Origin of the sequence: Heyndrickxia shackletonii (genome assembly GCF_001420715.1) — a bacterium.
In the GTDB taxonomy this organism is placed as follows: domain Bacteria; phylum Bacillota; class Bacilli; order Bacillales; family Bacillaceae_C; genus Margalitia; species Margalitia shackletonii.
The window spans coordinates 509,064-534,153 of record NZ_LJJC01000004.1; the positions used below are offsets into that span (position 1 = coordinate 509,064).

The window sequence follows — 25,090 nt, forward strand, 5'->3', positions numbered from 1 at the left end:
GGAAGAAAAATGTCCATTAATAAAAAGGTGTTAATTATAGACGATGAAGAAGATATTTTAAAACTAATAAAAACCGTATTAAAAAAAGAAGGAGTGGAGAATGTCATTACGGCCACTACTGCAAAAGACGGATTTGATCAATTTCAAAAAAGCAATCCAGATATCGTTTTACTGGATATTATGTTGCCGGATGGAGAAGGCTATGACGTTTGTCGGCAAATTAGAAGCGTGTCGATGGTACCTATTTTATTTTTATCGGCAAAAACGGAGGAAATTGATAAGATTTTAGGTTTCGCTATAGGCGGGGATGATTATATTTCAAAGCCTTTTAGCCCGAAAGAGGTAGCTTATCGTGTAAAAGCACAATTACGGAGAGCAGAATATATGCAACCGGAAAAGGAGAAAGATTCCATACTGAAAGCCGGACCATTTGAGTTACATGAAGAAAAAGCGCAATTAACAAAAAACGGGGAGATAGTTCAATTAAATCCGAAGGAACTTGGATTAATGAAGTATTTTCTGCGAAATAAAAATAGGGTACTCAGTAAGGAACAACTTTATGATACTGTCTGGGGTGACGAATTCTTTGGTGATGATAATACGGTGATGGTGCATATTAGAAGGTTACGTGAAAAAATTGAAGAGAATCCATCCCATCCCCAGCATTTAGTTACACTAAAAGGCTTAGGATATAAGCTCTCTATTGAGGATGAATAATGTATGAAATGGAAGTTGACAGGAAGGTATTTATTATCTGTTGTATTGGTTGTTATTTTAGTTGTTTTTATTAATATTTTTCTTGCTTTAGCATTGCTCGTAGCACAGTCAGCTTTTAATGTACCAATCTTTCAGGAAAAGGAAACTTCTCCAGAACAATTTACAAGGCAGTTCGCTAGCCAAGTAAAAATCACCGATAATCATGTGACCATTACGGAAAAAGGGAAAAAAGAGTTAACGAAGAGGAACGCATGGATTCAAATTTTAGATGAAAATGGCAAAGAGGTATTTGGATTCAAAGTTCCACCGAAGGTCAAGCGAAAATACAATCCTTCAGAAATTGTACAAATGTACAAATATCAAGAATTTGTACATACAGTTGTCTATGTTGGTGCTAAGAAAAATTTAAGTTATTTTATAGGAATTGAAAATCCAAATTTAAATAGATATTTTATCTCTTATGATAATAACACCATCATTCGAGTACTAAAGGTTGGAACCGCTATTTTTATGGTTGATATTCTTATTGCTTTATTAGTCGGTTACTTTTTTAGCAAAAGACTTACTATCCCATTGCATAAATTAATCGAGGGCATTAAAAAGTTGGCAAATCGCGAGTTCTATCATCGTTGGGAAGCAAGAGGCATTTATAAAAATGTATTTTATAATTTAAATCATTTATCCAATCAACTACAAGCAACGGAAAAGGAACGAAGGAAATTAGATCTGATGAAGGAAGAGTGGATAGCAAATATTTCGCATGATATAAAAACTCCTTTATCCTCGATTCAAGGCTATGCAGAAATGATAAAGGATCCGGAATATGATTTTACTTTAGACGAAATAAGAGAATATGCGGAAATTATTGAAACAAAGTCCCTCTATATAAAAGAAGTGATGGAGGATCTAAATTTAACGACAAGATTAAAAAACAAAGAACTTGCTTTAAAGAAAACAGAAATGAATATTGTGGCGCTTTTACGCAGCGTTGTCATTGATATATTAAACGATCCTAAATACGCCGATCGGGATATTCAATTTCTTGTAAACGAAGAGAAGATTATGCTGGAAGTAGATGAAATTCTTTTTCGGAGAGCTATCAATAATTTGATTTATAATGCGGTTGTTCATAATAATAAAGATGTGAAAATAATCGTAAGCATCGAAAGGAATGAACACATCCATATAGTCATAAAAGACGATGGGAAAGGAATTAATAAGGAAGAACTGGAGAGAATATTTGATCGTTATTACCGTGGAACCAATACTGGTGCTGCACATAAAGGATCTGGATTGGGAATGGCAATAGCGAAGGATATTATTCAGGCCCATGATGGGGCGATTACGATTAGCAGTGAGGTTGGTCGGGGTACAACGATAGAAATGGAATTATAAATATTTCGGATGAAGGAGAGAGAGTTGAAATGGAAAGCTCCGTAATGAAAAAAGCATTGCAAGAATATGTAGATGCGTTCAATCAAAAAGATCTGGAACGATTAATATCACTCTTTGCGGATGATGCGAGCGTGGAGGATCCCGTCGGAAAACCTCTTAAGAAAGGTCGTCAAGAGATTGAGGAGTTTTATCGAGAAAGCATGTCAGGTGAAAGTAAACTTGAATTATTAGCACCTCCGCGCGGTTCGTTCAGTAACGCGGCTTCCATTACCTTTGCGGTTCACACCAAAATGGAGGGGCGTTCTGCTCGTATCGAGGTTACAGACGTAATGACCTTTAACAATGACGGGAAGATATCCACGATGCAAGCTTTTTGGGGTCCGGATGATTTGCGAATGGTTTAGATTTTGGTGGTAGCTCGGAAAGTTCAATAGAATGTGTGTAAAGGACAGACTCCTAGATAAGAGCAAGGGGATCTTGTCCTCCATTGGAAGTATGAAGGACAGATTGAAGGAAAGAATCAAGGAAAAAGTCCTTCATCGTTAGTATGAAGGACAATGCGTAGGAAATCGAAGGGGGATCTGTCCTTCATTGGAAGTATGAAGGACAGGTTGATGGAAAGAATCAAGGAAAAAGTCCTTCATCGTTAGTATGAAGGACAATGCGTAGGAAATCGAAGGGGGATCTTGTCCTTCATTGGAAGTATGAAGGACAGATTAAAGGAAAGAATCAAGGAACAAGTCTTTCATCGTTGGTATGAAGGACAATAGGTAGGAAATTGAAGGGAGATCTGTCCTTCATTGGAAGTATGAAGGACAGGTTGAAGGAAAGAATCAAGGAAAAAGTCCTTCATCGTTGATATGAAGGACAATGAGTAGGAAATCGAAGGGGAATCTGTCCTTCATTGGAAGCATGAAGGACAGGATGAAGGAAAGAACCAAGGAAAAAGTCCTTCATCGTTGATATGAGGGACAAAGTGTAGGAAATCGAAGGGGATCTTGTCCTTCATTGGAAGTATGAAGGACAAAATGCTTGGAAATACAGAAAAGTCATCACCTTTAATAAGAAATTATTAAAATATTATTGGTAATAGGACCATTGATGAACTCCGACAATATTATAATTCTCCCCCAAAACCCTCCTAACTCTCTTCTTAGAATCAATGATTTGACACCAATCATGAATGGCATTTGTAGTAATTTTTCGATCTGGAAAAAGAAGCTTATATTCATTCACACTGCGCAATACCCCTTCGGAAAATACTTCTTTATGCCCGCATTTTTCGCATACAATATAGACTCTATCTATCGATAAGGCGAAGGAGTGGCATTTTTCACAAGTTATTCCTTTTTGCAATTGATCATAATCATAAGAAGGAAGCTGTGTATAAGGAGAATCTTCAATATGCAGTGAAATTAATTTTTCAGCAAGCATAGTATGTTTTTTATTTAACTTAGAGGAGTTTCTATCTAGTTGATTCAAATAGCGATTCACTTGAGTTGGGAAGATAAATGGCAAGTTAAGAGGTGCTTGGTATAAGGTAAACTCGGGGTTGATAAAAACGACCGAAGCAACAATGGGAACGGTAAATCCTATGCTTTGAAGGAGCTGGCGTAATAAGGATTCATTTCGTTTCAATTGGATTAATGGATTATTGACTTCTGATTTATTTTTCATAAAAAATTTATCTCTTTCGTAATAAAAATCCCCTTCAAAGTTTTTTATTTCAAAAAGGTACAACATCTCAGGTGTTAAAATCAGCGAGTCATTCTGGAAAGTAGTGCTATTCATTTGGAGCAATAAATCATTAATGATTAAGCAATCGCACTGAAGTTTCTCTGTCAGCAAATCAAACATTACTTCTCCTTCAAAACCCTTTTTTAAATAGAGATAGTGGTTTTTATCTTTCTCAGACAAATTCATACGCGAGTTTAAAATTTCTAAAACCAATAGTTCAGTAGATTTCGTTCGAGATTTAAAAGGCATTATTTTGGTTCATCCTTTCTATAATGAAATAGGAATGGAAAGGGGACATCCGCCCCCAAAATCCTTATTCAAAAATATAACCTACAACATCCAACGCTTGATCAATAGTCTCAACTGTTACATTTGCTTTATTGGAAAGCTCTTTTAGGGGATGGATTAAGGATTCATGTCTGATAATAATGGTAGGCCTGTTCAATGCAATAGCTGTGCTGGCGTCCATCGCAGTATTCCATTGTTTATACTTATCGCCGAATAACGCTATTACAATATCAGATTTTTGCATTAACACCTGTGTTCTGAAATTGTTAATATCCGATGCCGCGTCATCTTTGTATACATTTCCGGGTTGTTTCCCCAGAATGTCTTCTCCAATATTATCAGATCGTTCGTGGTCTGTTTGGGGTCCCACAAATACTAATGGAAGATTTCTTTCTTTTGCTTTCTTCTCTACTTCCTCTCTCCAATTATCGTGAATCTGCCCTGCCAGATAAACAGTTAATTCCATCATATCTCCTCCAGTAATGGTTATTGCCTATATTTTACCAAAAAGTAGTGTGGTATTGTCATAAAAGTTAGCGTGAAAAAGGAAAAAAGAGACAAATAGAGAATATATATGGTGGGGTGGAAACAGATGAAAACTATGCTTATATTGGCAAGCATCTCATTTTCAATCTTAATAACTGGCTGCGATATGACAAATAAACAAACAGAAAGTAAAACAATAGAAACACAAATGAAGGATGTACGAGAAACTGCATGGAGCTCACTTTCACCATCAGAGAAAAAAGAAGTAATTGGGACATGGAAAGAAGCCAGCATAACTAAAGTGATTGCAAACCCACAAAAGTTTTATTTAGATGACCGCTCCTATGAAGGGAAAGAACTTACCGTGGTAACGTTTCGCTCTAAAAAAAGTAAAATATTGGGTGATATCAGCAAACTTGTAGATGAAAAATCTCAAAAAGTTGTCGGTGCAGGATTTAGAGAGTAGTGAAGATGGAGATACCAATAGAACCTATTAAAAAAGCCTATATAACAGAGGCACTAAGGGTACTGTCAAACAAAATGAAGATACATATAACGCGGTTAATGAGGGAAATGGAACGGGACTGACAGATTTTAGTGTACAAGACTTAATAGCTGATGGACTTTTGGGTGAATGATGACGGCGCGGTACATAACCGATTTTTTTATAGAATAGCGGTATCAGATGAATGGGATTTTCAGCCAACAGGCGATGGAGAAGAACAAGGCTTAACAATTCATTTCTTCTGGATAAAGTTGTTGGGAAATATTTAGACTTTGTATTTGGCTTATAAATACTTGTAAGGAGTGCGATGTATGAAAACAATTGGAATGATTGGCGGTATGAGTTGGGAATCTTCTATTCTTTACTACCAATGGATTAATGAAGCAGTTAAAGAGAGATTAGGAGGTCATCATTCTGCAAAAAGCTTAATGTTTTCTGTGGACTTTGAACAAATAAAAGCATTCCAATATGCGGGGAAATGGGAGGAAGCGACCAATATTTTAGTGGACGCTGCCAAAAAGTTAGAACTTGGAGGTGCTGATTGTGTTGTGATTTGTACCAATACAATGCATAAAGTAGCTGAGAAGGTTCAGGAATCTACGAAACTCCCGTTATTACATATTGCGGATGCAACCGGCAAACAAATCGTTCAACAAGGTATAAAAAAGGTTGGTTTACTTGCGACCGCCTTTACGATGGAAGAAGAGTTTTACAAAGGACGTTTAAAAGAATATGGTTTGGATATTTTAGTTCCTGAAAAGAGCGATCGCGAAAAAGTGCATGACATTATCTACAATGAGTTATGTCTTGGGAAGATCGAAGACTCCTCTCGATTAGCTTACATAGACATCATAAATAATCTTATTTCCGAAGGTGCTGAAGGCATTATTTTAGGATGTACGGAAATTACACTACTAATCTCTCAAAAGGATTGTAAAGTTCCTGTATTTGATACAACCCGAATACATGCAACAGCGGCGGTTGATTTTGCATTAAGTGAGAAATAGGATTTAAAAATCATATTTCCAAAAGGGGATAAGCAATGCAGAAAGTAAGAAAATATCACCGTGCATTCGGTGTATATGGAATATGCTATGAAAATGGGAAGCTATTCGTAATTAACAAGAATGGCGGTCCCTATAAAAATCGTTATGATCTTCCCGGTGGGAGCTTAGAAGAGGCAGAAAGCTTAACATCTGCAATGAAAAGAGAGTTCCTAGAAGAAACGGGATTCGAAATCGAAATCAAGCAAAACATAGGTGTAATAGACTTTATGCTCCCCTGGGATTGGAAGGAGTATACGGATGTACATCACATAGCTGTTTTATATTCAGTTAAGATTATAGGCGGGGAGTTAACGAAGCCTATTCCATTTGATGGGGAGGATTCCCTTGGGGCATTGTGGATTTCGGAACCAGATGTCTCAATAGATAATTCTTCGCCGTTAGTTCTTAAAGCGTTTGAATGGATTAGAGAAAGTAATTTAGGATTACATGTAGAAGTCTATGAAAATTGGGAAGTAAAAAGTAAAAATCAACAACCGTAACAAAAATCAAAAATTAGTTAGGGTGTTTACAATTGAACATATTATGGGACTTTGATGGAACCTTATTCGACACATATCCTGCATATTCCAACGTTTTTTCTCAGGTTTTAGGAGAAGCAGTGGATAAAAAGGAGATCTATGAAACATTAAAAATTTCCTTTTCTCACGCTGTTCATCATTATGGAATTACAGAAAATCAAATAAAAGAAATAGATACCTTGGAAAGTCAATTAGCTCCCAAAGACATAAAGCCTTTTGAAAACGCAGAAGAAATCTTAAAGTTTGCAAACAAAAATGTCATTATGACTCACAAGGATAGAAAAGGTGTTTTATCTATATTAGAGTACTATGGATGGGATAAATATTTTGCAGATATCGTCACGATTGATGATGGTTTTCCTCGGAAACCAAATTCAGCGGCCTACAAATATTTGCACGAAAAACACCATATTGATTTGGCTATTGGAGACAGAGAAATTGACCTTATTCCCGCAAAAGAATTAGGAATAGCCACATGCATTTTTCAAAATCAACATGTTAACGCAGATTATTATTTATCGAACTATGCTGATTTCTTTAAGTTAATGAAGGATTTTACTCATTCTTGAAAGTTATGGAAGGGGGAAACCGTATGAATACAAAACTTATATTGGTAGAAGGACTGCCCGGATTCGGGAAATCAACTACCGCTAAATTAATTCATGAGATTCTTACGGAAAGAAACATCCCAGCTGAGTTATTTTTAGAAGGGAATCTGGATCATCCGGCTGATTATGATGGAGTTTCCTGTTTCGATGAAAAAGAATTCGATGGATTGTTAGCGAATTGTGGAGATTTAAAAGAAGTGTTTATAAATGGAGTGAAGAAAAAGGGAAACAATTATTTTTTACCATATAGAAAAATACAAAACGAATATGGTTCCATGTTTTCTGATGAATTATTAAATATTATTTTTACCTTTGATATATATGAATTACCACTAGAACGTAATATGGAATTAATTACGCAAAAATGGGCCGAATTCACGGAAAAAGTCATGTCGGATAATAATACATATATTTTCGAATGCTGCTTCATACAAAACCCCATAACCGTTGCTATGGTAAAATACGGTGAGCAGAAAGAAAAAGTTATGGATTATGTGATGAAATTAGCAAAAATAATAGACCGTTTAGATCCGCTATTAATTTATGTAGAACAAGATGACCTAGATTTTTCATTTAAGAAAGCAATCGAGGAAAGACCACAAGAATGGTCATCTGGATTCATTGACTACTACACAAATCAAGGCTATGGGAAAGAACGGGGATATAAGGGCCTAGACGGTACTCTGAAAGTACTGGAGGCTAGAAGAGCTATTGAAAAAGAAGTTTTTGATCTTTTAAAAATGAAAAAGCAAAAAATCAATAATTCTCAATATGAAATGGAAAGAAATAAGGAATTACTAATGGAGAAGTTGAATTTATAGAAAAAAAGTGTGTTCCTTCGTAAAAGGAATGCACTTTTTTGTGTTAACTTCCCGCCTTTACTATTTTGTTTTTAATCACATTAATAAGAAGAATAATTAGTGGAATGACAATAAAAAAGGTAATAAAATAGCTGGGCAATATGCTAAGAAAGAAGCTTGACAGTTGCTGAAAACTCTTTGCAATCCACATGCTGAACAACACTTGTAAAAAGCCTAAAGGAAAAATCAAGAGTTTTTCATCTGATAAGTTTAGCCATTGAGCGGCAGTCTTTGTGACGACGTAATAAAGAGTTGTAATCTTAACAAATGTACCTAGTATCCAAACGGCTAAAAGCCCTGCCTCTATATGTTCAAAAAATTCCCCTATACTTACATATCGGACCACAGTAAGTAAAGGTGTTAATGCATAATAAGAAAACCTCCCTAAAACAAAAATAACGACAAGATTAACGAACATTAATGTAACGGTAATAGCAATTCCGGTGTATACTCCCCATTTTAATCCTTTTGAATTGTTTTTTAGATGCGGAAGGAAAAAAGATATAAGAAATAACTCACAAAACCAAGAGGTAAGAACCACACCACCTTTCATGGAAGGCATCACACCATTCTCCATGATTGGTAATATATTTTTTGGATTCATGTAGATTAGCATAATAAATAAGAATAGAAAAAGCGGAATGCAAAAGAACGGAAAAAAGAACTGTCCTAGTCGGGCAATTACCTCTAAGCCACCATGAACGGCATAGGCACTAAAAACCATAATAATGACCGAAATGATGATCATCGGTGTTTCATTAAGAAAAGTTCCCCAAACAAAATTTGCATATTCTTTTATAACGATTCCATTAAAATGAAGGAAAAATAGCAAATAAACAAAACCGATTATTTTTCCCAAAAATTTCCCAACCACTATTTCAGAATATTGGATAAATGTTTTTTCAGGGAAGCTTTTATATAATTGATACGCGATAATTATGGCAATAAACCCAGCTAAAGATGCCCAAAGCGGGGAAATCCAAGAATCTTGTTTTGCCACCTGCCCGGTTAATAGAGGCATATTAATGATTCCAGTAGCAAGTACGGTTGGATATAGGACAAATCCGGTTTGTAAAGCAGATATTTGTATTTTTTTCGTCATATTGTTATTCACTCCTAAAATACCTACTTATGTGTCCTTAATAGTGGGGGATATAGTTTTTCTACTAGCTGAGTAGGCCCAGGGAAATCGGGTTTAACAATAAGAAGAGCAGCGATAGCCAAACAAAAGAATATAAAAATAGCATATATCCATTTTTCCCTTTTTGTTTTGGTCTTTAAATAGGGTCGCTGTAATAGTGTGGCTATGATGGTAAAGAGGATGACTCCAATTAATTTTAGAAAAACCACTACTCTTCACTCCTGATTCCCTTAATCCGTTGGAATAGTCAAAAGCCCCGGTCCAATAATATGGGAGTCTATTTCAACATCCAGCTTCATATTTCGAAAAATATCATCCCAATGATTTCGTTCTCTCTTCCACTCATTTGGGTATTTACGATGGAATTCTTCTGCAAAACCGACAACATCGGAGTCCATATCTTTCTGTAATTTGGTAAAGGATTGCTTTATTCTTTTGCTAATATCGATATTCATTTCCTTTTCAATTTTTCGAACAGTAGTAAGGTTCATTATGTCAAGATTGGTTACATTTTCGACTATTTCCCCCTTCGCTGAAGCTTTTGCAATCATTTTCCATTGGCCATTTTTAATAACGGGAATCAATCGGATGGTTGCTTGAAAGGGGGATAATGTAATGGTGCCTTTCTCTCCAAGAGGATCTCTCACAACCACCTGGCTTTCTTTCACCTCATTTCTCAGCCACATGACGCCGCGTGTTAAAGAATCATTTAAAATACCGATCATTTTTCCTTTTTTTAAGATAGCCGTCCCATTAATATAGGGGATCGTTTCTTTTGGAGAATCTGTTGGATTGGGCGGCAATATACTTACATATGGCAGAAAGATGGCATTGGATGGACCTAGCTTCATCTCCATAAAATCTTTTACAGTAATGGACATTAATACATGTTGTTTGCTTAGTAAAGATAATACTCGTCCGGACTGTTTCTCCATTGGCGGCTCAACATTTAAAGCTTCTTTTGCATCTCCATCACTAACAAACAAAAGAGCTTGTTCCCGTGTTTGGGGAGCACGAACGATATAATCGGCTGCATCATAAATTCCTTTCTTTGCTAATTTTTTTCCGAATACAAAGACATTGCAATGTCCCCAAAATATTTTGCGGGGAATCTTTTCCTGTAGCTTGGAGGCTGCATCGGCAACCGTTAACCCTTTCGCTGTTCGAACGATAGTAAATTTTCCTCCACCACCCCCAGCTCCACCACCTCCGCTGTTACTAGTACTATGAGGATTTAATACTTGTGCGGATAATTCAATTTCCCCATTTTCCGTTAAATCAATAGCAGCAGCTAAGATAATCGCTAGTTGATTCAGCTCTCGACTATTTCCACAACCGCTTAATAAAAATGAGGTCAAGAATAATGGCAAAATTAATTTATGCATTTGATTCTCCTTCTACCCGGGGTTGTTCATCCATTCTTATTCTTTTTTTCACACCTTACCTGGATTTTTCATCGTCAACAGTTTGTTTTTTTCACGTTTTACCATAAAAACTACTCATTTGTCGGTGGTTTAGGTTTTTGATTGCTAGATTGTCGATACTGATTATACTTTCCAGTTAGTCGCGGACGTGTATTGAATTTCCAAAAAGGGGCACGAACCAGTGAGTCCTTAAATTGATCCGCATGGGCAGGGGCTAATGTGGATAGATAAGGGACTCCAAAGGAGCGTAGTTTACATAAATGAATGACTATTCCGCAAATGCCAAGCATAATTCCAAGAATTCCTAAGGTTCCTGCCAAAATCATCATTGGAAATCGTAATATTCGCAGAGAAAATCCAAAAGCATATCTTGGAATCATAAAGGAAGCGATTCCCGTTATCGATACTACGATAACCATTGCAGGTGAGACGATTCCAGCTTGAACGGCGGATTCTCCGATGACGAGTGCTCCAACAATACTAACTGCGGAACCAATTTGTTTTGGAAGTCGCAACCCTGCCTCTCGCAATGCCTCGAATGTAATTTCCATAAGAAATGCCTCAATAAATGTCGGAAAAGGAACAAATTCTCTAGCTGAAGCCATTGAAATAATCAAGTCAGTAGGAATCATTTCCTGATGGAATGTCGTTAGTGCTACATAAAATGAAGGGAGCAGCAGAGATACTAAAAAAAATGGATACCGAATCCATCTAATCATGGTACTTATAATATATCGTTGATAATAGTCTTCAGATGATTGAATAAAAGAAAACAAGGTAGCTGGTGCTATTATGGAAAAAGGTGTTCCATCAACTAAGATGGCGATTCGTCCTTCCAACAAATTAGCTACAACCGTATCTGGCCTTTCCGTTGATAGTAATTGCGGAAAAGGAGATCGCGGTGTGTCTTCAATGAATTCCTCGATGTAACTGCTTTCCAAAATGCCGTCAATATCGATTCCTTCCAATCTCTGCTTTGCTTCCTCAATGAGTTGAGTAGCTGCAAGGTCTTCAATATATACTAGAACCACAGATGTTTGCGAATACTTTCCAATGGACATTTGAAGCATTTTTAATTTAGGACTGTGTATTTTTCTTCGTAATAGGGAGGTGTTGACTGCTAGCACCTCTGTAAATCCTTCGCGAGGGCCGCGTATAACAGATTCACCAACTGGTTCCTCAATATTTCTCTTTTCCGATTTCGCAAGTCCTAATGAAAGTGCCGATTCATCGCCATCCATAATTAGCACAGGGAGCCCTGCACTAATTGATTGGATGCATTCCTCATATGTTTTCAGAGTTTTCATTTGGGAAACTGGAATCATTGAAAATCTCTCACCTGAGGCCCCTTCTGTCGTTAAAAGGGGCTTAATGACGTTTTCATTTAATTCCTCTGGATCGGATAAACCTTGAATGTAAATGATGACCGCTTTCCTTTGCTCAATCGTTTCAAAACAATGAAAAACAATGTCGAAACAATCTTTATAAGTATTCTGGAAAAATTGTAAGTCTTCACTGTAAATGCCGGTTATTTTTCCTTTTATATCTTTATTTTCAACTGGCTTGTCTATCTTTTTGTGGAAAAGTTTACGAAGCATTCTTTGAGCCACCACCATTTACATTCCTTGAAGATTTACGCTGATTTGGCATATTTTATATTGTGCATAATCATTTTTTACCATACATTTTTTTTAAAATACTTGAGTTTTCTCCTTGTACTGGTAAGTGAAATTTTTGTACAAAATATAAATTTCTTTTACTAAAAATATAATGGAACAAAGGTAGTGGAATAGTTCACCTAATTAACGAGTATGTAAGGAGATTAAGGTATGGCATATACTTCTAACAACACTAACGTTAGTCAATGGAACAGCTATCTTGATGCAATATACGATGTTATCGAGCGGGGAATGGCTGCGAAAGAGGTTGTATGTTCGATTACAACGGGCTTCAGGTCGGTCCTAGCTCTGCGGACGAACCCAGGACTTAACCCTTATCATGCTTCTGTGGCAGATATAGGCTATGGGTTTGATGCGGTACAGGGAACTATCAATCGTTTAAAAAAAGAGGAAACTAGTCAACATATGCTGGAAATGCTTGTTTTTGATTTAGATACATTAAGAATTAGTGAAAAACAGTTAAGCCCCAACTTTGAAATGGCTGTTAAAGGTGCGACACCAGATGTGTATTATTTAGTGAATTTAAGCCGAAATTTAAATAGGCAAATAGGGCAAATGATTAACGAAGCAAATAGACTGGGTCAAGAGCTTTTGGGCAAAGAATGGTATAAAATACATGCCCGCATCCAAAATATTCAAGCAATCCCGCGTCTTTAGGGAGGGGGAGAAAATGCTCAATCCACCAAAATCAATGGATAATGATGAGAGAAAACGGCTGCTAGATTGGTGGAATACAATGGAGGCAGCCAAACCAATGGTGCGTACATTAATGTCTTTAACGACTGAGCTGCGCGTACATCCAGCGTCAAGCAATGCAAATGGTATTATCCTTTTTTACCGTGCTGCTTCGGAAGTTTCCTATGGATATGCCGGTGTTAGAGGATGTATCAGGAGAGCTTTTACAGAAGAATATGGAGATGGTCTTCGGATGAATATGGTAAAGTGTCATAGCTTTGCCGAAAGATTTTCAGAGGATATGAAAGTACTGCTCGAACTGGTAGCAAATAATATTAAAGATCAGGAAGCATTGCAGATTGTAAATAGGATTAGAGAGACATTAGTTGAAAATGATGAAAGGTTAAAGGAAATACAACAAAGAGCCGATGCGTTTTTTGGAAGAGAGACCTTTTATTCGTTGCAGCAGAAGATGAAGAAAGCTATAACATTGCCGGAAAGATAAAAGGACTGATGTTTGGATCCATCAGTCCTTTTGTATTATAGATTTCTTTATTAAGTCTCTATCAGGCATCGGTAACTACATAGTTCTTATTATCTTAATGTTTTAAATGCGCCGCTCCATGCAATAACTTGGTCAAGCATCGCATTTACATTATCTGTGTGCATGTCAGCTGGTTTGAAATTACTGAAGTTTTCAAAGTCAGTAAATAAGGATAGTGTTGGGTGTGTACGAACACTTGCTACTTGTAATTCCGCTAAAATTCCGCGTAAATGCTCAGCCGCACGTGCTCCGCCTGTTGAACCATAGCTTACGATTCCAGCCGCTTTATTGTTCCATTCTTGATATGCAGAATCTAATGCATTTTTTAATGCACCAGTAATGCTATGATTATATTCTTGAGTAATGAATACATATCCATCAAGGTTTGCTACCTTTTCCTTCCAAGCTAGTACACCTGCTTCTTCCCCAGTACCTTCACCTAGGAAAGGCAATTTATATTCAGAAATATCAACGATTTCATAGTTTGCATCTTCACGTTTGTCAGCGATTCCTTTAACCCATTCGCCTACTTGAGGACTTACTCTTCCTTGACGTGTACTGCCTAAAATAATACCTATATTTAATTTTGTATTTGACATGATTTCTTCCTCCTTAGATTGATTTCCAAATAATTTGTTTAAGAAACCCATTATTTAACCTTCCCTTACAAATTTAATCTTACTATTAAAAAGTAAGTAAGTTTAACTTCGTAATTGATTATAGTACGGATATGTATAAAAGTAAAGCTTTAAACATGAAATAATGAAAAAACAATTAGTCGAACTATACGAGGGCATACAATTAAAAGATAATAGTGTAGACAAAGCAGTAGTCGTTATCCTGATAAACGGCCATTTGTTTGGAAACTAGAGGAGAAAATAAATTCGTTGACATTATACCCTGCGGGGTATATGATGAATCTTGTTAAAGTTATTCCTTTTACGGAATGCAATTCGCAGGCATATGTAAAGGGGATTATAACGAAATTGGATATACCACTTTAGATTAATGTAAGATAGTAGAAATAGAAAATGTATGTTACAAGGAGGCGAGATTATGTACTATGACGATCAAATGAAAAATCGTGTAAAGCGGATTGAGGGGCAGCTGCGAGGAATTTTAAAAATGATGGAAGAGAACAAGGATTGCAAAGAAGTAATTACACAGTTATCCGCATCCCGAACTGCCATTGATCGAACGATTGGGGTTATCGTAAGCTCTAATTTGGTAGAATGCGTTCAAAAGGCTACGGAAAAAGGGGATGGAAGCGCAGAAGAACTGGTAAAAGAGGCGGTTAATCTTCTTGTAAAAAGCCGTTAAATCTTGGGGGAAATCAACCCCTTTCATTTTGATTTCTATAATACCCTTTGGGGTAATATATTTTTTAGATTTAAATATACCTATACGGGTATAAGTAAATAATTAGAGGGAGGATAACTTATATGACAAAAAGGACAACCATCGTATTATTCAGCGGTGATTACGACAAAGCAATGGCAGCTTATATCATTGCAAACGGCGCGGCAGCTTATGATCATGAGGTAACGATTTTTCATACCTTCTGGGGGTTAAACGCATTACGAAAAACTGAAAATATCCAAGTGAAAAAAGGTTTTATGGAAAAAATGTTTGGGAAAATGATGCCAAAAGGTGCAGATAAAATGGGCCTGTCGAAAATGAACTTTGCTGGAATGGGTCCTAAAATGATAAAAGGGGTTATAAAAAAACACAATGCATTAACTTTGCCGCAGCTTATCGAAATGGCACAGGAACAAGACGTAAAGTTGGTAGCATGCACGATGACAATGGACCTTTTAGGGCTACAAAAGGAAGAGTTTGTAGATAACCTTGAATATGCAGGTGTAGCTGCCTATTTGGCGGATGCACAAGATGGAAATGTTAATTTGTTTATTTAATTGGGAGGAATGAAAAATGAAAGAAATCACACCAAGAGAGGTTGAAAAACTTTTAGAAGAAGGGAAAAAGCTTAATATTATTGATGTCCGCGAAGTAGATGAAGTAGTAGCCGGAAAAATACCTAGTGCTGTAAATATTCCGTTAGGTTTCATTGAATTACGAATGGACGAGTTGAACAAGGATACAGAATATATCATGGTATGCCGTTCCGGTGGCAGAAGCGGCCGTGCTGCACAATTATTAGAAAGTGAAGGGTTTCAAGTTGTGAATATGACTGGCGGAATGCTAGCTTGGGGAGGCAAAGTGGAATAAATTTTTTTAATTAGGTATATACCTATATGGGTATAAAACAGGAGGAATCAATATGGAAAGCATAAAAACAAATGCTATTTTAGATGCAAAAGGATTAGCATGTCCGATGCCAATTGTAAATACAAAAAAAGCTCTGAAAACACTTGAGCCAGGACAGGTTTTGGAGGTACAAGCCACTGATAGAGGATCAAAAGCAGACATGAAGGCTTGGGCAGAGAGTACCGGTCACCAATATTTAGGTACCATCGAAGAAGGAGATGTATTAAAGCATTACTTAAGAAAAGCTTCCAATGAGGAAGAACAAGAAAAAGTGCATGCAAATACAATCCATAATGATGAGCTTTTAAAGAAACTGGATGCGGCCGAAAACATCGTTGTTCTTGATGTAAGAGAAACTGCTGAATATGCTTTCAATCATATTCCAACCGCTATGTCGATTCCTTTAGGAGAGCTGGAGGATCATGTGGAAGGACTTAATAAAGAAGATGAAATTTATGTGGTATGCCGTTCTGGCAATCGCAGTGATCTTGCAGCACAAATGTTAGTGAAAAAAGGATTTACAAAGGTGGTAAACGTTATTCCGGGAATGAGTCAGTGGTCCGGTAAAACAGAAAGTAATATTGAATAATTTTTTATCATTTATTATACCGTAGGGGGTAATGATGAACATGACAATCAGGGAAATGACATCAAAAGCAGTTACACAAAAAATATTTAATAAAGAACCATTATTTATATTAGATGTAAGAAATGAAAGTGATTTTCACGATTGGAAGATTGAAGGCGAGAACTTTGATTATTTAAATGTTCCTTATTTTGAATTGCTGGATGGTGTAGAGGAGATTTTAAATAAACTGCCTTCTGATAAAGAGATATTAGTAGTATGTGCAAAAGAAGGATCATCTGTTATGGTGGCGGATATGCTTTCGGAGGCCGGCTTGGCGGTATCCTATTTAAAAGGTGGAATGAAGGCTTGGAGTGAGCATCTAGAACCTATTAAAGTAGGCGACTTAAAAGATGGAGGGGAAATTTATCAATTCGTCCGAATCGGAAAAGGCTGTCTATCCTATATGGTTGTCTCTAACGGTGAAGCAGCGTTGATTGATGCTACACGGATGACGGATATTTATCTGAATTTTGCTGACAGCATTGGGGCCAAAATCACATATGTATTTGATACCCACCTTCACGCAGATCACATTTCCGGTGGCCGCAGTATTGCAGAGAAAACGGGTGCCATTTACATGCTGCCGCCAAAGGATGCAACCGAGGTAACCTTTGAATATCAGCCATTAGAAGATGGGAATGAAGTAACTATAGGAAATACTGCAATCCATATTCAGGCTCTTTATTCACCAGGTCACACCATTGGCTCTACTTCTTTTATTGTGGATGAAAAGTATTTATTATCTGGGGATATTCTATTTATTGATTCCATTGGACGACCTGATTTAGCGGGGAAAGCAGAGGATTGGGTAGAAGATTTGAGAGAAACACTGTACAAGAAGTATCGTGAATTATCGGAGGAGCTCATGGTTCTTCCTGCCCATTTTATGATTATTGATGAATTAAATGATGATGGAACTGTAGCGGCAAAGCTAGGTACATTATTTGCAAAAAATCATGGATTAAAGATAGAGGATGAGCATGAATTTCGGAAATTAGTGACGGAGAATTTACCGCCACAGCCAAATGCATACCAAGAAATTCGGGAAATAAACATGGGGAAAATCAGTCCTGATGAAGAAAAACAGCGTGAAATGGAAATCGGTCCAAACCGATGTGCCGTTCGCTAACAATAAAGGCTCTTTTCTTAAACTTTGTTGCTTTTGTAATCGAAAAGCCTCTTATTTGGCCTACGATGCAAAGCCTATAAATAGTGACGGTACACAAGAATTGAAAACAGCCTACAATAATAGAGGAGGAATATTATAATGGAAGTAAGCAAAGTGTTAGACGCAAAAGGACTTGCATGTCCAATGCCGATTGTAAAAACGAAGAAAGCGATGATGGATCTTGATTCCGGTCAAGTATTGGAAATTCATGCGACAGATAAAGGGGCAAAAAACGACCTTTCTGCATGGGCAAAATCTGGTGGTCATGAGCTTTTAAAATTGGAAGAAGAGAATGATGTAATGAAGTTTTGGATTAAAAAGGCTTAAAAATAAGGGGACCGGAAAAGGTTCCCTTATTAAGGAGGTTTTCTCTTTGGATATTAGCTTCATTGTTACTATATTTATTATTGGTTTTATCGGTTCCTTTATATCAGGTATGTTGGGGATAGGCGGCGCGATTATAAATTTTCCATTGCTATTGTATATTCCGACATTTTTAGGTGTAGCTCATTTTACATCACACGAGGTGTCAGGAATTACTGCTATTCAAGTGTTATTTGCAACCATTGGCGGTGTCTGGACTTATCGCAAAGGAGAGTTTTTAAATAAAAAGCTGATTGTCTACATGGGCATAAGTATTTTAATTGGGAGCTTTGTTGGCAGCTTTGGTTCTAATCATATGCCGGAAAGCGGGATTAATGTAATTTATGGAATTCTAGCAGTGATAGCAGTAGTCATGATGTTTATTCCGAAAAAAGGTATTGATGATATTCCCTTCGATCAAGTGAAATTTAATGGATGGCTCGCCGCGATTCTTGCGTTAATTGTAGGAATAGGTGCTGGTATTGTAGGAGCAGGCGGATCCTTCCTGTTAGTGCCAATCATGTTAACAGTATTAAAAATACCAACGAGAATGACGATCGCTTCTTCGTTAGCTATTACCTTTATTTCGTCCATCGGCTCCACGATAGGCAAAGTTACGACTGGTCAAATTGATTACGCACCAGCCATTATCATGATTGTGGCAAGCTTAATTGCCGCACCAATCGGCGCAAAAGTCAGCAGAAAAATGAACACTAAAATCCTCCAAGTGATTTTAGCTGTGTTAATTTGTATCACCGCTATTAAGGTTTGGATGGATATTTTATAAGAGTACTGAAAGGGTTGCCATTAAAAATCTTTGGCAGCTCTATTTTTTAGTTGCTTTTTAGACATATTATGGAGGAAAATGAAGGAATTATAGTGGAGATATAAGAGATTTATGATAAGGAGGAAAAAAATGAAAATTAGTAAACTGGACCATCTTGTTTTAACAGTAAGGGATATCCAACATACATGTAATTTCTACGAAAATGTATTAGGTATGAAGGTCGTAACATTTGGTGAGGGACGGAAAGCACTGCAATTTGGTAAGCAAAAAATAAATTTACATCAAATTGGAAAGGAATTCGAACCAAAAGCAAAGCATCCAACACCCGGATCGGCGGATTTGTGTTTTATTAGCGAGTCGCCAATGGAAGATATTCTAGATCAATTAGCAAAAAATAATATAACCATAATAGAAGGTCCAGTATATCGAACTGGTGCATTAGGGAAAATCCATTCTGTTTACTTTAGGGACCCGGATCAAAACTTGATTGAAGTTTCTAATTATGTGGAGCAATTGGAGGATTAAACGATAATTTTTGCGGAGGTGAGAGTGTGAATAAAGATATTCTCTATAAAAATCCGAAAACGATTTTGAATAAAGGCACGGGTTATCTATCGGGATACACCCATTCACTTAATCCGTACACGGGTTGCTCATTTGGCTGCTCCTACTGCTATGTTCGGCAAATGCCCGTCTCTCTTTTTCGGGAAGGGGAATGGGGGGAGTGGGTAGATGTGAAAAATGGAGCAGCAGATTTGTTAAAAAAGGAGCTACAAAGAGCAAAAAAGAAGGGCGACGTTACTATTTTTATGTCATCCAGTACAGATCCGTACCAGCCAATAGAATATAAGGAAAAAGTGACTCGTTCTTTATTGGAAGTTATGGTCCAGGATCCACCTGATTTTTTATTGGTACAAACGAGAAGTCCTCTTGTACGCAGGGACATTGATTTGTTTCAACAAATGGGGGAGAAAGTGCGAATCAGTATGACCATTGAGACCGATTTGGAAAGCGTTAGGAAACATTTTACTCCTGGTGCTCCACCTGTGAATGCACGCCTGAAAACACTTCAGATGTTAAAGGACGCCGGTATCCCAACTCAAGCAACGATTGCGCCGGTGTTACCAAGCAGTGAGGCCTTCCCGGAAATATTAAAAACATTAGTGCAACGTGTCTGTGTGGATGATTATTTTATGGGTGATGGCAGCGGAGGGAAGCGGACAAAAAGATTAGGGATGGAGAAGAAGTATGAGGAGCTTGGATTACAGGAATGGTATGAACCTAATGCATATAAGATTGTTGTAGATAGGTTGAAAAAAATATTTCCTGCACAGCAGATTTTCGTAAGCCAACTCGGATTTGAACCTTGATGAAGGACACTTTGAATTATTCCAAAGTGTAGGGAAAAAGAAAACAAAATAGTAGTAGAATTGTGCTCGAAATCGGGATTGTGCTGAGAAAAAGGGAACAATAGTAGCAGGATTGTGCCCGAAATCAAGAGAGTGCGAGGAAAAAGGGAACAATAGTGGTAGAATTGTGCCCGAAATCGAGAGAGTGCAAGGAAAAAGGGAACAATAGTAGCAGGATTGTGCCCGAAATCAAGAGAGTACAAGGAAAAGGGAACAATAGTGGTAGAATTGTGCCCGTAATCAAGAGAGTAAAAACAATTTTATTCTAAGCATCGATGATGGCCCCCCTTTTATTGGTAACCAGAAAGCAAATGTCTTTAGTAATCTAAAAAAGGAAGCACAATTTGTCTTCCATATGTACTCCCTTCCTAATTATTTGCTTGTAATTTCTCTCATAAAAGTTAAAGTAAAATCTTCAATAAACGCAGGAATATCCGCATCCATCCCAATCCAATCAAGGGTTTCCTCTGGTTCCTGTGTTGGCTTAGGCCGGAAATCAGCAATGCTTTTGCCGCGTGCTGACCCGAATTGCTCCACTGTTACTCTCCGGGGCACATAAGTGACGAGATTCGGATTCACAATCGCACTAACCGCAAGGACATCGTGTAAAGGTGCCGCCTTAATTCCCGGTACATTTTTTTTATAGGCATTAAGATAATAATCATAAGCGGGTTTAATGATATGATTAAAAGGTGACTTGCCTTTTTCCGCAATATAACTAATTACTTCGGGAGGTATAAGGGCTCTGCTCGTTATGTTTAATGGGTGTAAGTAGATGTTTTTTGCTTTTTCCATCACTTGGTTGGCTGCAATAGGGTCCGAATAAAAATTAGCTTCTGCTTCTGGAGTTACATTGCCTGGACCGAGGAATGCACCGCCCATAATATATAAGGCATTTATATTCTGATAAACCTCTGATCCATAGATAATTAGCGGCAATGCCACATCTGTTTGCCTACCCACGCCAACAATAATCAAGTTTTTCGGATAGGTAGTTACAATTTCAATAATTTTATTTATATCATAAACATTGACTTCCTTTGAATTGTTTGGAGGCTGTATCGGTCCAAATCCGCCTTTTCCATGGATTTCTGGATAAAATTGAGCTGGTTCTCCTGATAAAGGTCCCGATGATCCGGCAATAATCGGAATATCCCGTTTCCCTGCTAAATTCAATAAATAGGCAGTATGCGCCACCGATTCCTCCTTCGTAATATTTCCATACCCGCTTACAACTCCGACAACTTTTATTTCGGGGTGCAAAAGTGCATACATAAGCGCAAACGCATCATCCACACCCGAATCCACAAACATTAAAACATTGTACAAAAATAATTCCTCCTTTTCAGGATGAAAGGACAGGTCCCTCGTCCCATTGCAACCGACTTCAGCAGATGATGTTTTGCTTTTATCTTACGTTGCTCAAGGAGACAAGTTCTTATCCCACACCTATCGACCTCTACTAAAGATGTTTTTATATATTTTATGATGATTAGGCAGGAATGACCTTAAATCATTTCTAACTAAGATTGTGCTTAATCTGAGTATTCCAGAGTCTAAGCTGAAAGGTAAACGGAAATAATATGTCTAAATTCATAAAAGAACATCTATTTTGAATATTATGTTAAAATTAGGTGGGGGGTGAGACTATGAGCAAAAAGAGTAGACTATTATATTTTGTAATGGGCTTGTTTACGACCCTTTTACTATTGCCCTTGCTATATGCACTGGGTGTGCCTTCCTATGCTGATGTATTGACTGCAATATTTGGGGATGGGAGCATTATTTGGGCTACATCTTTTTCGCTAATACTTCTTCTGTTGATTACGATCGGTATGGGGAAAATAATTAAACGGTGAGGCACATAAAAAACGTCGAGATACAAGTGATCTTCGCGTTTTTTATGTGCCTGCTTCAAGTTCATTTATTTTGAATTAGAATATAGAAGACACACTTCCAGTATTACCGACTTAAAAATCAGAACCCTTTTCAAATACACATTCCCCTTGAATATATGTTTTTACAACAGAGGAACGTAAATCAAAAGGATCTCCACTCCAAATAGCGAAGTCTGCATCCTTTCCTGCTTCAATACTTCCAACCCTTTCCTCGACACCTAAGTGCTTTGCCGCATTGATGGTGATGGCTTTTAAAGCATCCGTTTCTGACAATCCGTTCTTCACCGCCATTATGGCACTAGTCATTAAGTGTTCAATTCCTACGACCGGATGATCTGTTGTAATCGATACGGAAACACCAGCATTTGTAAGAGCAACAAGAGTATGCCAGCCCTTATTAGCAAGCTCTACCTTGGATTTGGAGGACATGGTTGGTCCGACCGAAACCATAACATCGTGCTCGGCAATAAAATCAGCAATCAGATGTCCTTCTGTACAATGTTCAATCGTGATATCAATATTGAATTCCCGCTTCAGTCTTAAAACAGTGGCAATATCATCTGCGCGATGGGCGTGAACGCGAAGAGGAATTTCTTTATTTAATACCTTGCAAAGATTTTCTAGTCCAAGATTGCGGGCAACCTTCCCATTTTCAAACTGCATTTTATAGTGCTCTGCTTCTATGAACTTTTCCCGCAATCTTGCGGCTACGCCCATTCTGGTTGTCGGCATTTTTCCTTTACCGCCGTGGACATTTTTAGGGTTCTCACCAGTAGCGGCTTTCATTCCTGATGGCTCCCGTAAAACCATTTGATCCACAACAGTTCCTTTCGTTTTGACAACCACCATCTCACCGCCGATCACATTAGCACTTCCAGGCATAATTTGCACAGTGGTTATCCCTGATTTTCTGGCAACTTCAAAACCAGGCTCAAAAGGGTTAATTCCATCAAGGGAACGGACCTGTGATGTAACTTCTGAACTTGTTTCATTTACATCCTGACCTGCTTTTCCGACACCTTCTTCATGTACCCCAAGATGTGTATGTACATCAATTAAACCTGGGGTGACAATTTTCCCTTCGACGTCGATGACTTTACACCCTTCCGGAATAGAAAGTGATGTTCCGATTTGCGAAAACTTTCCATCTTCAATAACGATTTTCCCATTGTCTATAACATTTCCAGTGCCATCAAACACTTTTGCGTTGATAATAGCTAACATGGACATCCTCCTTGTTAACAGTTGATTTCAGAAGATTTCAACTATATAATTATTCATAATATATCATTTTTAGATAGTAAAGTATATTTTTAGTATTGAAAAAGAGTTATAGATTTAAGAATTACTACTGATTTCAGTTGGGAAAGAGAAATTTTTTTGTCGGAAGAAGGAAATTTATGAAATATGAAATCGATGAATTAGACCGTGCCATGATTAAATTGCTCTCAGGGGATGGGCGCATGTCTTTTACCGAGCTGTCTTCCCGATTAAATGTTACAGAAAAAACAGTGAGAGCAAGGTATAAGAACTTAATAGAAAACGATATTTTAAGTGTTGTAGGAGTGGTGAATCCGATTGCGCTTGGATTAAAGGCAGAAGCGATTATTCAGATGAAAATTCAATCTGGCATGCTGCAAACAGCAATTGAGGAGTTAAAAAACATCCGTGAAATTCGTTTTATCACTATGACATCCGGAGATTACCCACTGCTCGCCCAAATCACTGTGCAAAATCAGGATGAAATTACAAATATCCTTTATAAGCTGGATCAAATTCCATGTATTAAAGAATATAAATCAATGATTCAATTGCAAGTCTATAAAAATACTTTCGAATATATTTAGAGAAGGAGAATGTTCATGTTAGATATTGTAAAAAAGTTAACTTCCTTAAACGGCCCATGTGGTTACGAGCACAATGTTTCCTACTATATTCGTGATTATGTAAAGGATCTGGTTGATGAGGTGCGCATCGATGGAATCGGGAATGTCATTGCAACAAAAAAAGGAAGACTTCCAGGACCCAAAATTCTATTAACAGCACATATGGATGAAGTCGGCTTTATCGTAAAAAAAATCGAAGAGAACGGCCTTATTCGCTTTGAAAAGCTTGGCGGACATGACGACCGCATCCTCCTTGCCCAAGAGGTAAAGGTTTTAGGAAACTCAGGGGAAATATCCGGAGTAATCGGAACCATGTCAGCCCACTTTGTAAAATTTGATGATCCATCCAAAGTACGCAAACATACGCATTTGTACATCGATATCGGTGCATCCTCCAAAGCGGAAGTGGAGGAGATGGGGATAGAGGTGGGCGCGCCAGTAACATGGGCAACCGAAATGAAGGTATTGGGACCAAAGGGAAAAGAAATGATTATGGCCAAATCATTGGATGACCGGGCAGGCTGTGCCGTTTTACTGCAATTGGTCAATGAATTACAGGATGAAACATTTGCAGGCGTTGTCACCTTTTTATTTTCCGTTCAAGAGGAGGTTGGCTTAAGAGGGGCGGAAACAGCCATCAAAACATTAGACGTTGATGCAGCTATCGCCCTTGATACAACAGCTGTCAGTGATACACCGGAAGAAACGATGGACAAGACGTTGTTTTTAGGAAAAGGAACCGGAATTAAAGTGATGGATTTCAGCCTAATTGTACATAAAACAATGAAGAATCATTTAGTAAATCTCGCAAAGGAAAAAGGGATTCCGTATCAGTTAGAGATCTTTCCTGGTATTGGAACAGATGGCGGTGCCGTTGCGTTAGCCAATAACGGTGTTCCTACGGGAGTATTGTCTATCCCATCAAGATATGCCCATTCGCCGATTGAGCTGGTGAGTGTTGCAGATTTAGAGGCGACGAAGGATTTAGTGAAGGCATTTGTATTAAATTTGGCAGAAGATACTAGTTTTGAATGGTAAT

The 25,090-nt window shown here is 37.6% G+C and carries 31 protein-coding genes; 23 read left to right on the top strand and 8 right to left on the bottom strand.

Annotated elements, in window-relative coordinates; all coding sequences use genetic code 11:
- Positions 1-9: 9 nt before the first annotated feature.
- The 3 genes from AN964_RS02590 to AN964_RS02600 are packed head-to-tail and all read left to right on the top strand — an operon-like array spanning position 10 to position 2,516.
- Complete coding sequence (locus AN964_RS02590; RefSeq protein WP_055738224.1) at positions 10-717, top strand: response regulator transcription factor; 708 nt, start codon at positions 10-12, stop codon at positions 715-717.
- A gap of 3 nt (positions 718-720) precedes the next feature.
- Entirely contained in the window at positions 721-2,112 is a 1,392-nt protein-coding gene (locus tag AN964_RS02595; protein ID WP_055738225.1) for a sensor histidine kinase, read from the top strand.
- A 29-nt stretch (positions 2,113-2,141) separates the two neighbouring features.
- Positions 2,142-2,516, top strand: coding sequence for a steroid Delta-isomerase (locus tag AN964_RS02600; RefSeq protein WP_200915567.1), 375 nt, complete (start codon positions 2,142-2,144; stop codon positions 2,514-2,516).
- Between the two features lie 676 nt (positions 2,517-3,192).
- Here AN964_RS02600 and AN964_RS02605 read toward each other — a convergent pair.
- Positions 3,193-4,098, bottom strand: coding sequence for a nuclease-related domain-containing protein (locus tag AN964_RS02605; RefSeq protein ID WP_055738226.1), 906 nt, complete (start codon positions 4,096-4,098; stop codon positions 3,193-3,195).
- 64 nt (positions 4,099-4,162) lie between these two features.
- Entirely contained in the window at positions 4,163-4,603 is a 441-nt protein-coding gene (locus AN964_RS02610) for a YtoQ family protein (RefSeq protein ID WP_055738227.1), read from the bottom strand.
- A gap of 126 nt (positions 4,604-4,729) precedes the next feature.
- Between AN964_RS02610 and AN964_RS02615 the strand changes: the two genes are divergently transcribed.
- From AN964_RS02615 to AN964_RS02635, 6 genes are all read left to right on the top strand, one after another.
- Positions 4,730-5,089 carry a hypothetical protein gene (locus tag AN964_RS02615; RefSeq protein ID WP_055738228.1) on the top strand — a complete coding sequence of 120 codons (360 nt, stop codon included), beginning with the start codon at positions 4,730-4,732 and terminating at the stop codon, positions 5,087-5,089.
- 164 nt (positions 5,090-5,253) lie between these two features.
- Complete coding sequence (locus AN964_RS26220; RefSeq protein ID WP_163258606.1) at positions 5,254-5,397, top strand: NUDIX hydrolase; 144 nt, start codon at positions 5,254-5,256, stop codon at positions 5,395-5,397.
- Positions 5,398-5,439: 42 nt separating this feature from the next.
- Positions 5,440-6,135 carry an aspartate/glutamate racemase family protein gene (locus AN964_RS02620; protein WP_055738229.1) on the top strand — a complete coding sequence of 232 codons (696 nt, stop codon included), beginning with the start codon at positions 5,440-5,442 and terminating at the stop codon, positions 6,133-6,135.
- Positions 6,136-6,170: 35 nt separating this feature from the next.
- Positions 6,171-6,674: an NUDIX hydrolase gene (locus tag AN964_RS02625; RefSeq protein ID WP_055738230.1), complete on the top strand. Its 504-nt coding sequence runs from the start codon at positions 6,171-6,173 to the stop codon at positions 6,672-6,674.
- A 32-nt stretch (positions 6,675-6,706) separates the two neighbouring features.
- Positions 6,707-7,282, top strand: a complete 576-nt coding sequence (locus AN964_RS02630; protein WP_055738231.1) for an HAD-IA family hydrolase — start codon at positions 6,707-6,709, stop codon at positions 7,280-7,282.
- Between the two features lie 23 nt (positions 7,283-7,305).
- Positions 7,306-8,142, top strand: a complete 837-nt coding sequence (locus AN964_RS02635; RefSeq protein ID WP_055738232.1) for a P-loop NTPase family protein — start codon at positions 7,306-7,308, stop codon at positions 8,140-8,142.
- Between the two features lie 43 nt (positions 8,143-8,185).
- On the opposite strand, the gene AN964_RS02640 is transcribed toward AN964_RS02635, so the two are convergent.
- From AN964_RS02640 to AN964_RS02655, 3 genes are all read right to left on the bottom strand, one after another.
- On the bottom strand, positions 8,186-9,283 hold the full coding sequence (locus AN964_RS02640) for a GerAB/ArcD/ProY family transporter (protein WP_055738233.1): 1,098 nt from the start codon (positions 9,281-9,283) through the stop codon (positions 8,186-8,188).
- Positions 9,284-9,552: 269 nt separating this feature from the next.
- Positions 9,553-10,707, bottom strand: a complete 1,155-nt coding sequence (locus AN964_RS02650) for a Ger(x)C family spore germination protein (protein WP_055738235.1) — start codon at positions 10,705-10,707, stop codon at positions 9,553-9,555.
- Between the two features lie 110 nt (positions 10,708-10,817).
- Positions 10,818-12,344, bottom strand: a complete 1,527-nt coding sequence (locus tag AN964_RS02655) for a spore germination protein (protein WP_235950766.1) — start codon at positions 12,342-12,344, stop codon at positions 10,818-10,820.
- A 231-nt stretch (positions 12,345-12,575) separates the two neighbouring features.
- Between AN964_RS02655 and AN964_RS02660 the strand changes: the two genes are divergently transcribed.
- The gene (locus AN964_RS02660; RefSeq protein ID WP_055738237.1) at positions 12,576-13,082 is read left to right on the top strand and encodes a hypothetical protein; all 507 of its coding nucleotides are present in this window, start codon (positions 12,576-12,578) and stop codon (positions 13,080-13,082) included.
- 13 nt (positions 13,083-13,095) lie between these two features.
- Entirely contained in the window at positions 13,096-13,605 is a 510-nt protein-coding gene (locus AN964_RS02665; protein WP_055738238.1) for a hypothetical protein, read from the top strand.
- Between the two features lie 89 nt (positions 13,606-13,694).
- Here AN964_RS02665 and AN964_RS02670 read toward each other — a convergent pair whose 3' ends face one another.
- On the bottom strand, positions 13,695-14,294 hold the full coding sequence (locus AN964_RS02670) for an NADPH-dependent FMN reductase (RefSeq protein ID WP_055738239.1): 600 nt from the start codon (positions 14,292-14,294) through the stop codon (positions 13,695-13,697).
- Between the two features lie 406 nt (positions 14,295-14,700).
- On the opposite strand from AN964_RS02670, the gene AN964_RS02675 reads away from it, so the two are divergent.
- The 9 genes from AN964_RS02675 (at position 14,701) to AN964_RS02715 (ending at position 20,228) form a co-directional block, all read left to right on the top strand.
- Entirely contained in the window at positions 14,701-14,964 is a 264-nt protein-coding gene (locus tag AN964_RS02675; RefSeq protein WP_055738240.1) for a metal-sensitive transcriptional regulator, read from the top strand.
- 113 nt (positions 14,965-15,077) lie between these two features.
- Complete coding sequence (locus tag AN964_RS02680; RefSeq protein WP_152982342.1) at positions 15,078-15,560, top strand: DsrE/DsrF/DrsH-like family protein; 483 nt, start codon at positions 15,078-15,080, stop codon at positions 15,558-15,560.
- Positions 15,561-15,576: 16 nt separating this feature from the next.
- Positions 15,577-15,873: a rhodanese-like domain-containing protein gene (locus AN964_RS02685; RefSeq protein WP_055738242.1), complete on the top strand. Its 297-nt coding sequence runs from the start codon at positions 15,577-15,579 to the stop codon at positions 15,871-15,873.
- Between the two features lie 52 nt (positions 15,874-15,925).
- The gene (locus AN964_RS02690) at positions 15,926-16,501 is read left to right on the top strand and encodes a sulfurtransferase TusA family protein (protein ID WP_055738243.1); all 576 of its coding nucleotides are present in this window, start codon (positions 15,926-15,928) and stop codon (positions 16,499-16,501) included.
- Positions 16,502-16,541: 40 nt separating this feature from the next.
- Complete coding sequence (locus tag AN964_RS02695; RefSeq protein ID WP_055741108.1) at positions 16,542-17,669, top strand: MBL fold metallo-hydrolase; 1,128 nt, start codon at positions 16,542-16,544, stop codon at positions 17,667-17,669.
- Positions 17,670-17,807: 138 nt separating this feature from the next.
- A complete protein-coding gene (locus AN964_RS02700) occupies positions 17,808-18,035 on the top strand; it encodes a sulfurtransferase TusA family protein (RefSeq protein WP_055738244.1) in 228 nt (75 codons plus the stop codon).
- 46 nt (positions 18,036-18,081) lie between these two features.
- Positions 18,082-18,858, top strand: a complete 777-nt coding sequence (locus AN964_RS02705) for a sulfite exporter TauE/SafE family protein (protein ID WP_055738245.1) — start codon at positions 18,082-18,084, stop codon at positions 18,856-18,858.
- 129 nt (positions 18,859-18,987) lie between these two features.
- The gene (locus AN964_RS02710; RefSeq protein WP_055738246.1) at positions 18,988-19,383 is read left to right on the top strand and encodes a VOC family protein; all 396 of its coding nucleotides are present in this window, start codon (positions 18,988-18,990) and stop codon (positions 19,381-19,383) included.
- 26 nt (positions 19,384-19,409) lie between these two features.
- Positions 19,410-20,228: an SPL family radical SAM protein gene (locus AN964_RS02715; protein ID WP_055738247.1), complete on the top strand. Its 819-nt coding sequence runs from the start codon at positions 19,410-19,412 to the stop codon at positions 20,226-20,228.
- 411 nt (positions 20,229-20,639) lie between these two features.
- On the opposite strand, the gene AN964_RS02720 is transcribed toward AN964_RS02715, so the two are convergent.
- Positions 20,640-21,596 carry a nucleoside hydrolase gene (locus AN964_RS02720; RefSeq protein ID WP_055738248.1) on the bottom strand — a complete coding sequence of 319 codons (957 nt, stop codon included), beginning with the start codon at positions 21,594-21,596 and terminating at the stop codon, positions 20,640-20,642.
- A gap of 320 nt (positions 21,597-21,916) precedes the next feature.
- Between AN964_RS02720 and AN964_RS02725 the strand changes: the two genes are divergently transcribed.
- Positions 21,917-22,126 carry a hypothetical protein gene (locus AN964_RS02725; RefSeq protein WP_055738249.1) on the top strand — a complete coding sequence of 70 codons (210 nt, stop codon included), beginning with the start codon at positions 21,917-21,919 and terminating at the stop codon, positions 22,124-22,126.
- 111 nt (positions 22,127-22,237) lie between these two features.
- On the opposite strand, the gene AN964_RS02730 is transcribed toward AN964_RS02725, so the two are convergent.
- Positions 22,238-23,389: an amidohydrolase gene (locus tag AN964_RS02730; RefSeq protein ID WP_055738250.1), complete on the bottom strand. Its 1,152-nt coding sequence runs from the start codon at positions 23,387-23,389 to the stop codon at positions 22,238-22,240.
- A 176-nt stretch (positions 23,390-23,565) separates the two neighbouring features.
- On the opposite strand from AN964_RS02730, the gene AN964_RS02735 reads away from it, so the two are divergent.
- Entirely contained in the window at positions 23,566-24,012 is a 447-nt protein-coding gene (locus AN964_RS02735; RefSeq protein WP_055738251.1) for an Lrp/AsnC family transcriptional regulator, read from the top strand.
- A gap of 15 nt (positions 24,013-24,027) precedes the next feature.
- Positions 24,028-25,089, top strand: coding sequence for a M42 family metallopeptidase (locus AN964_RS02740; protein WP_055738252.1), 1,062 nt, complete (start codon positions 24,028-24,030; stop codon positions 25,087-25,089).
- Position 25,090: the final 1 nt, after the last annotated feature.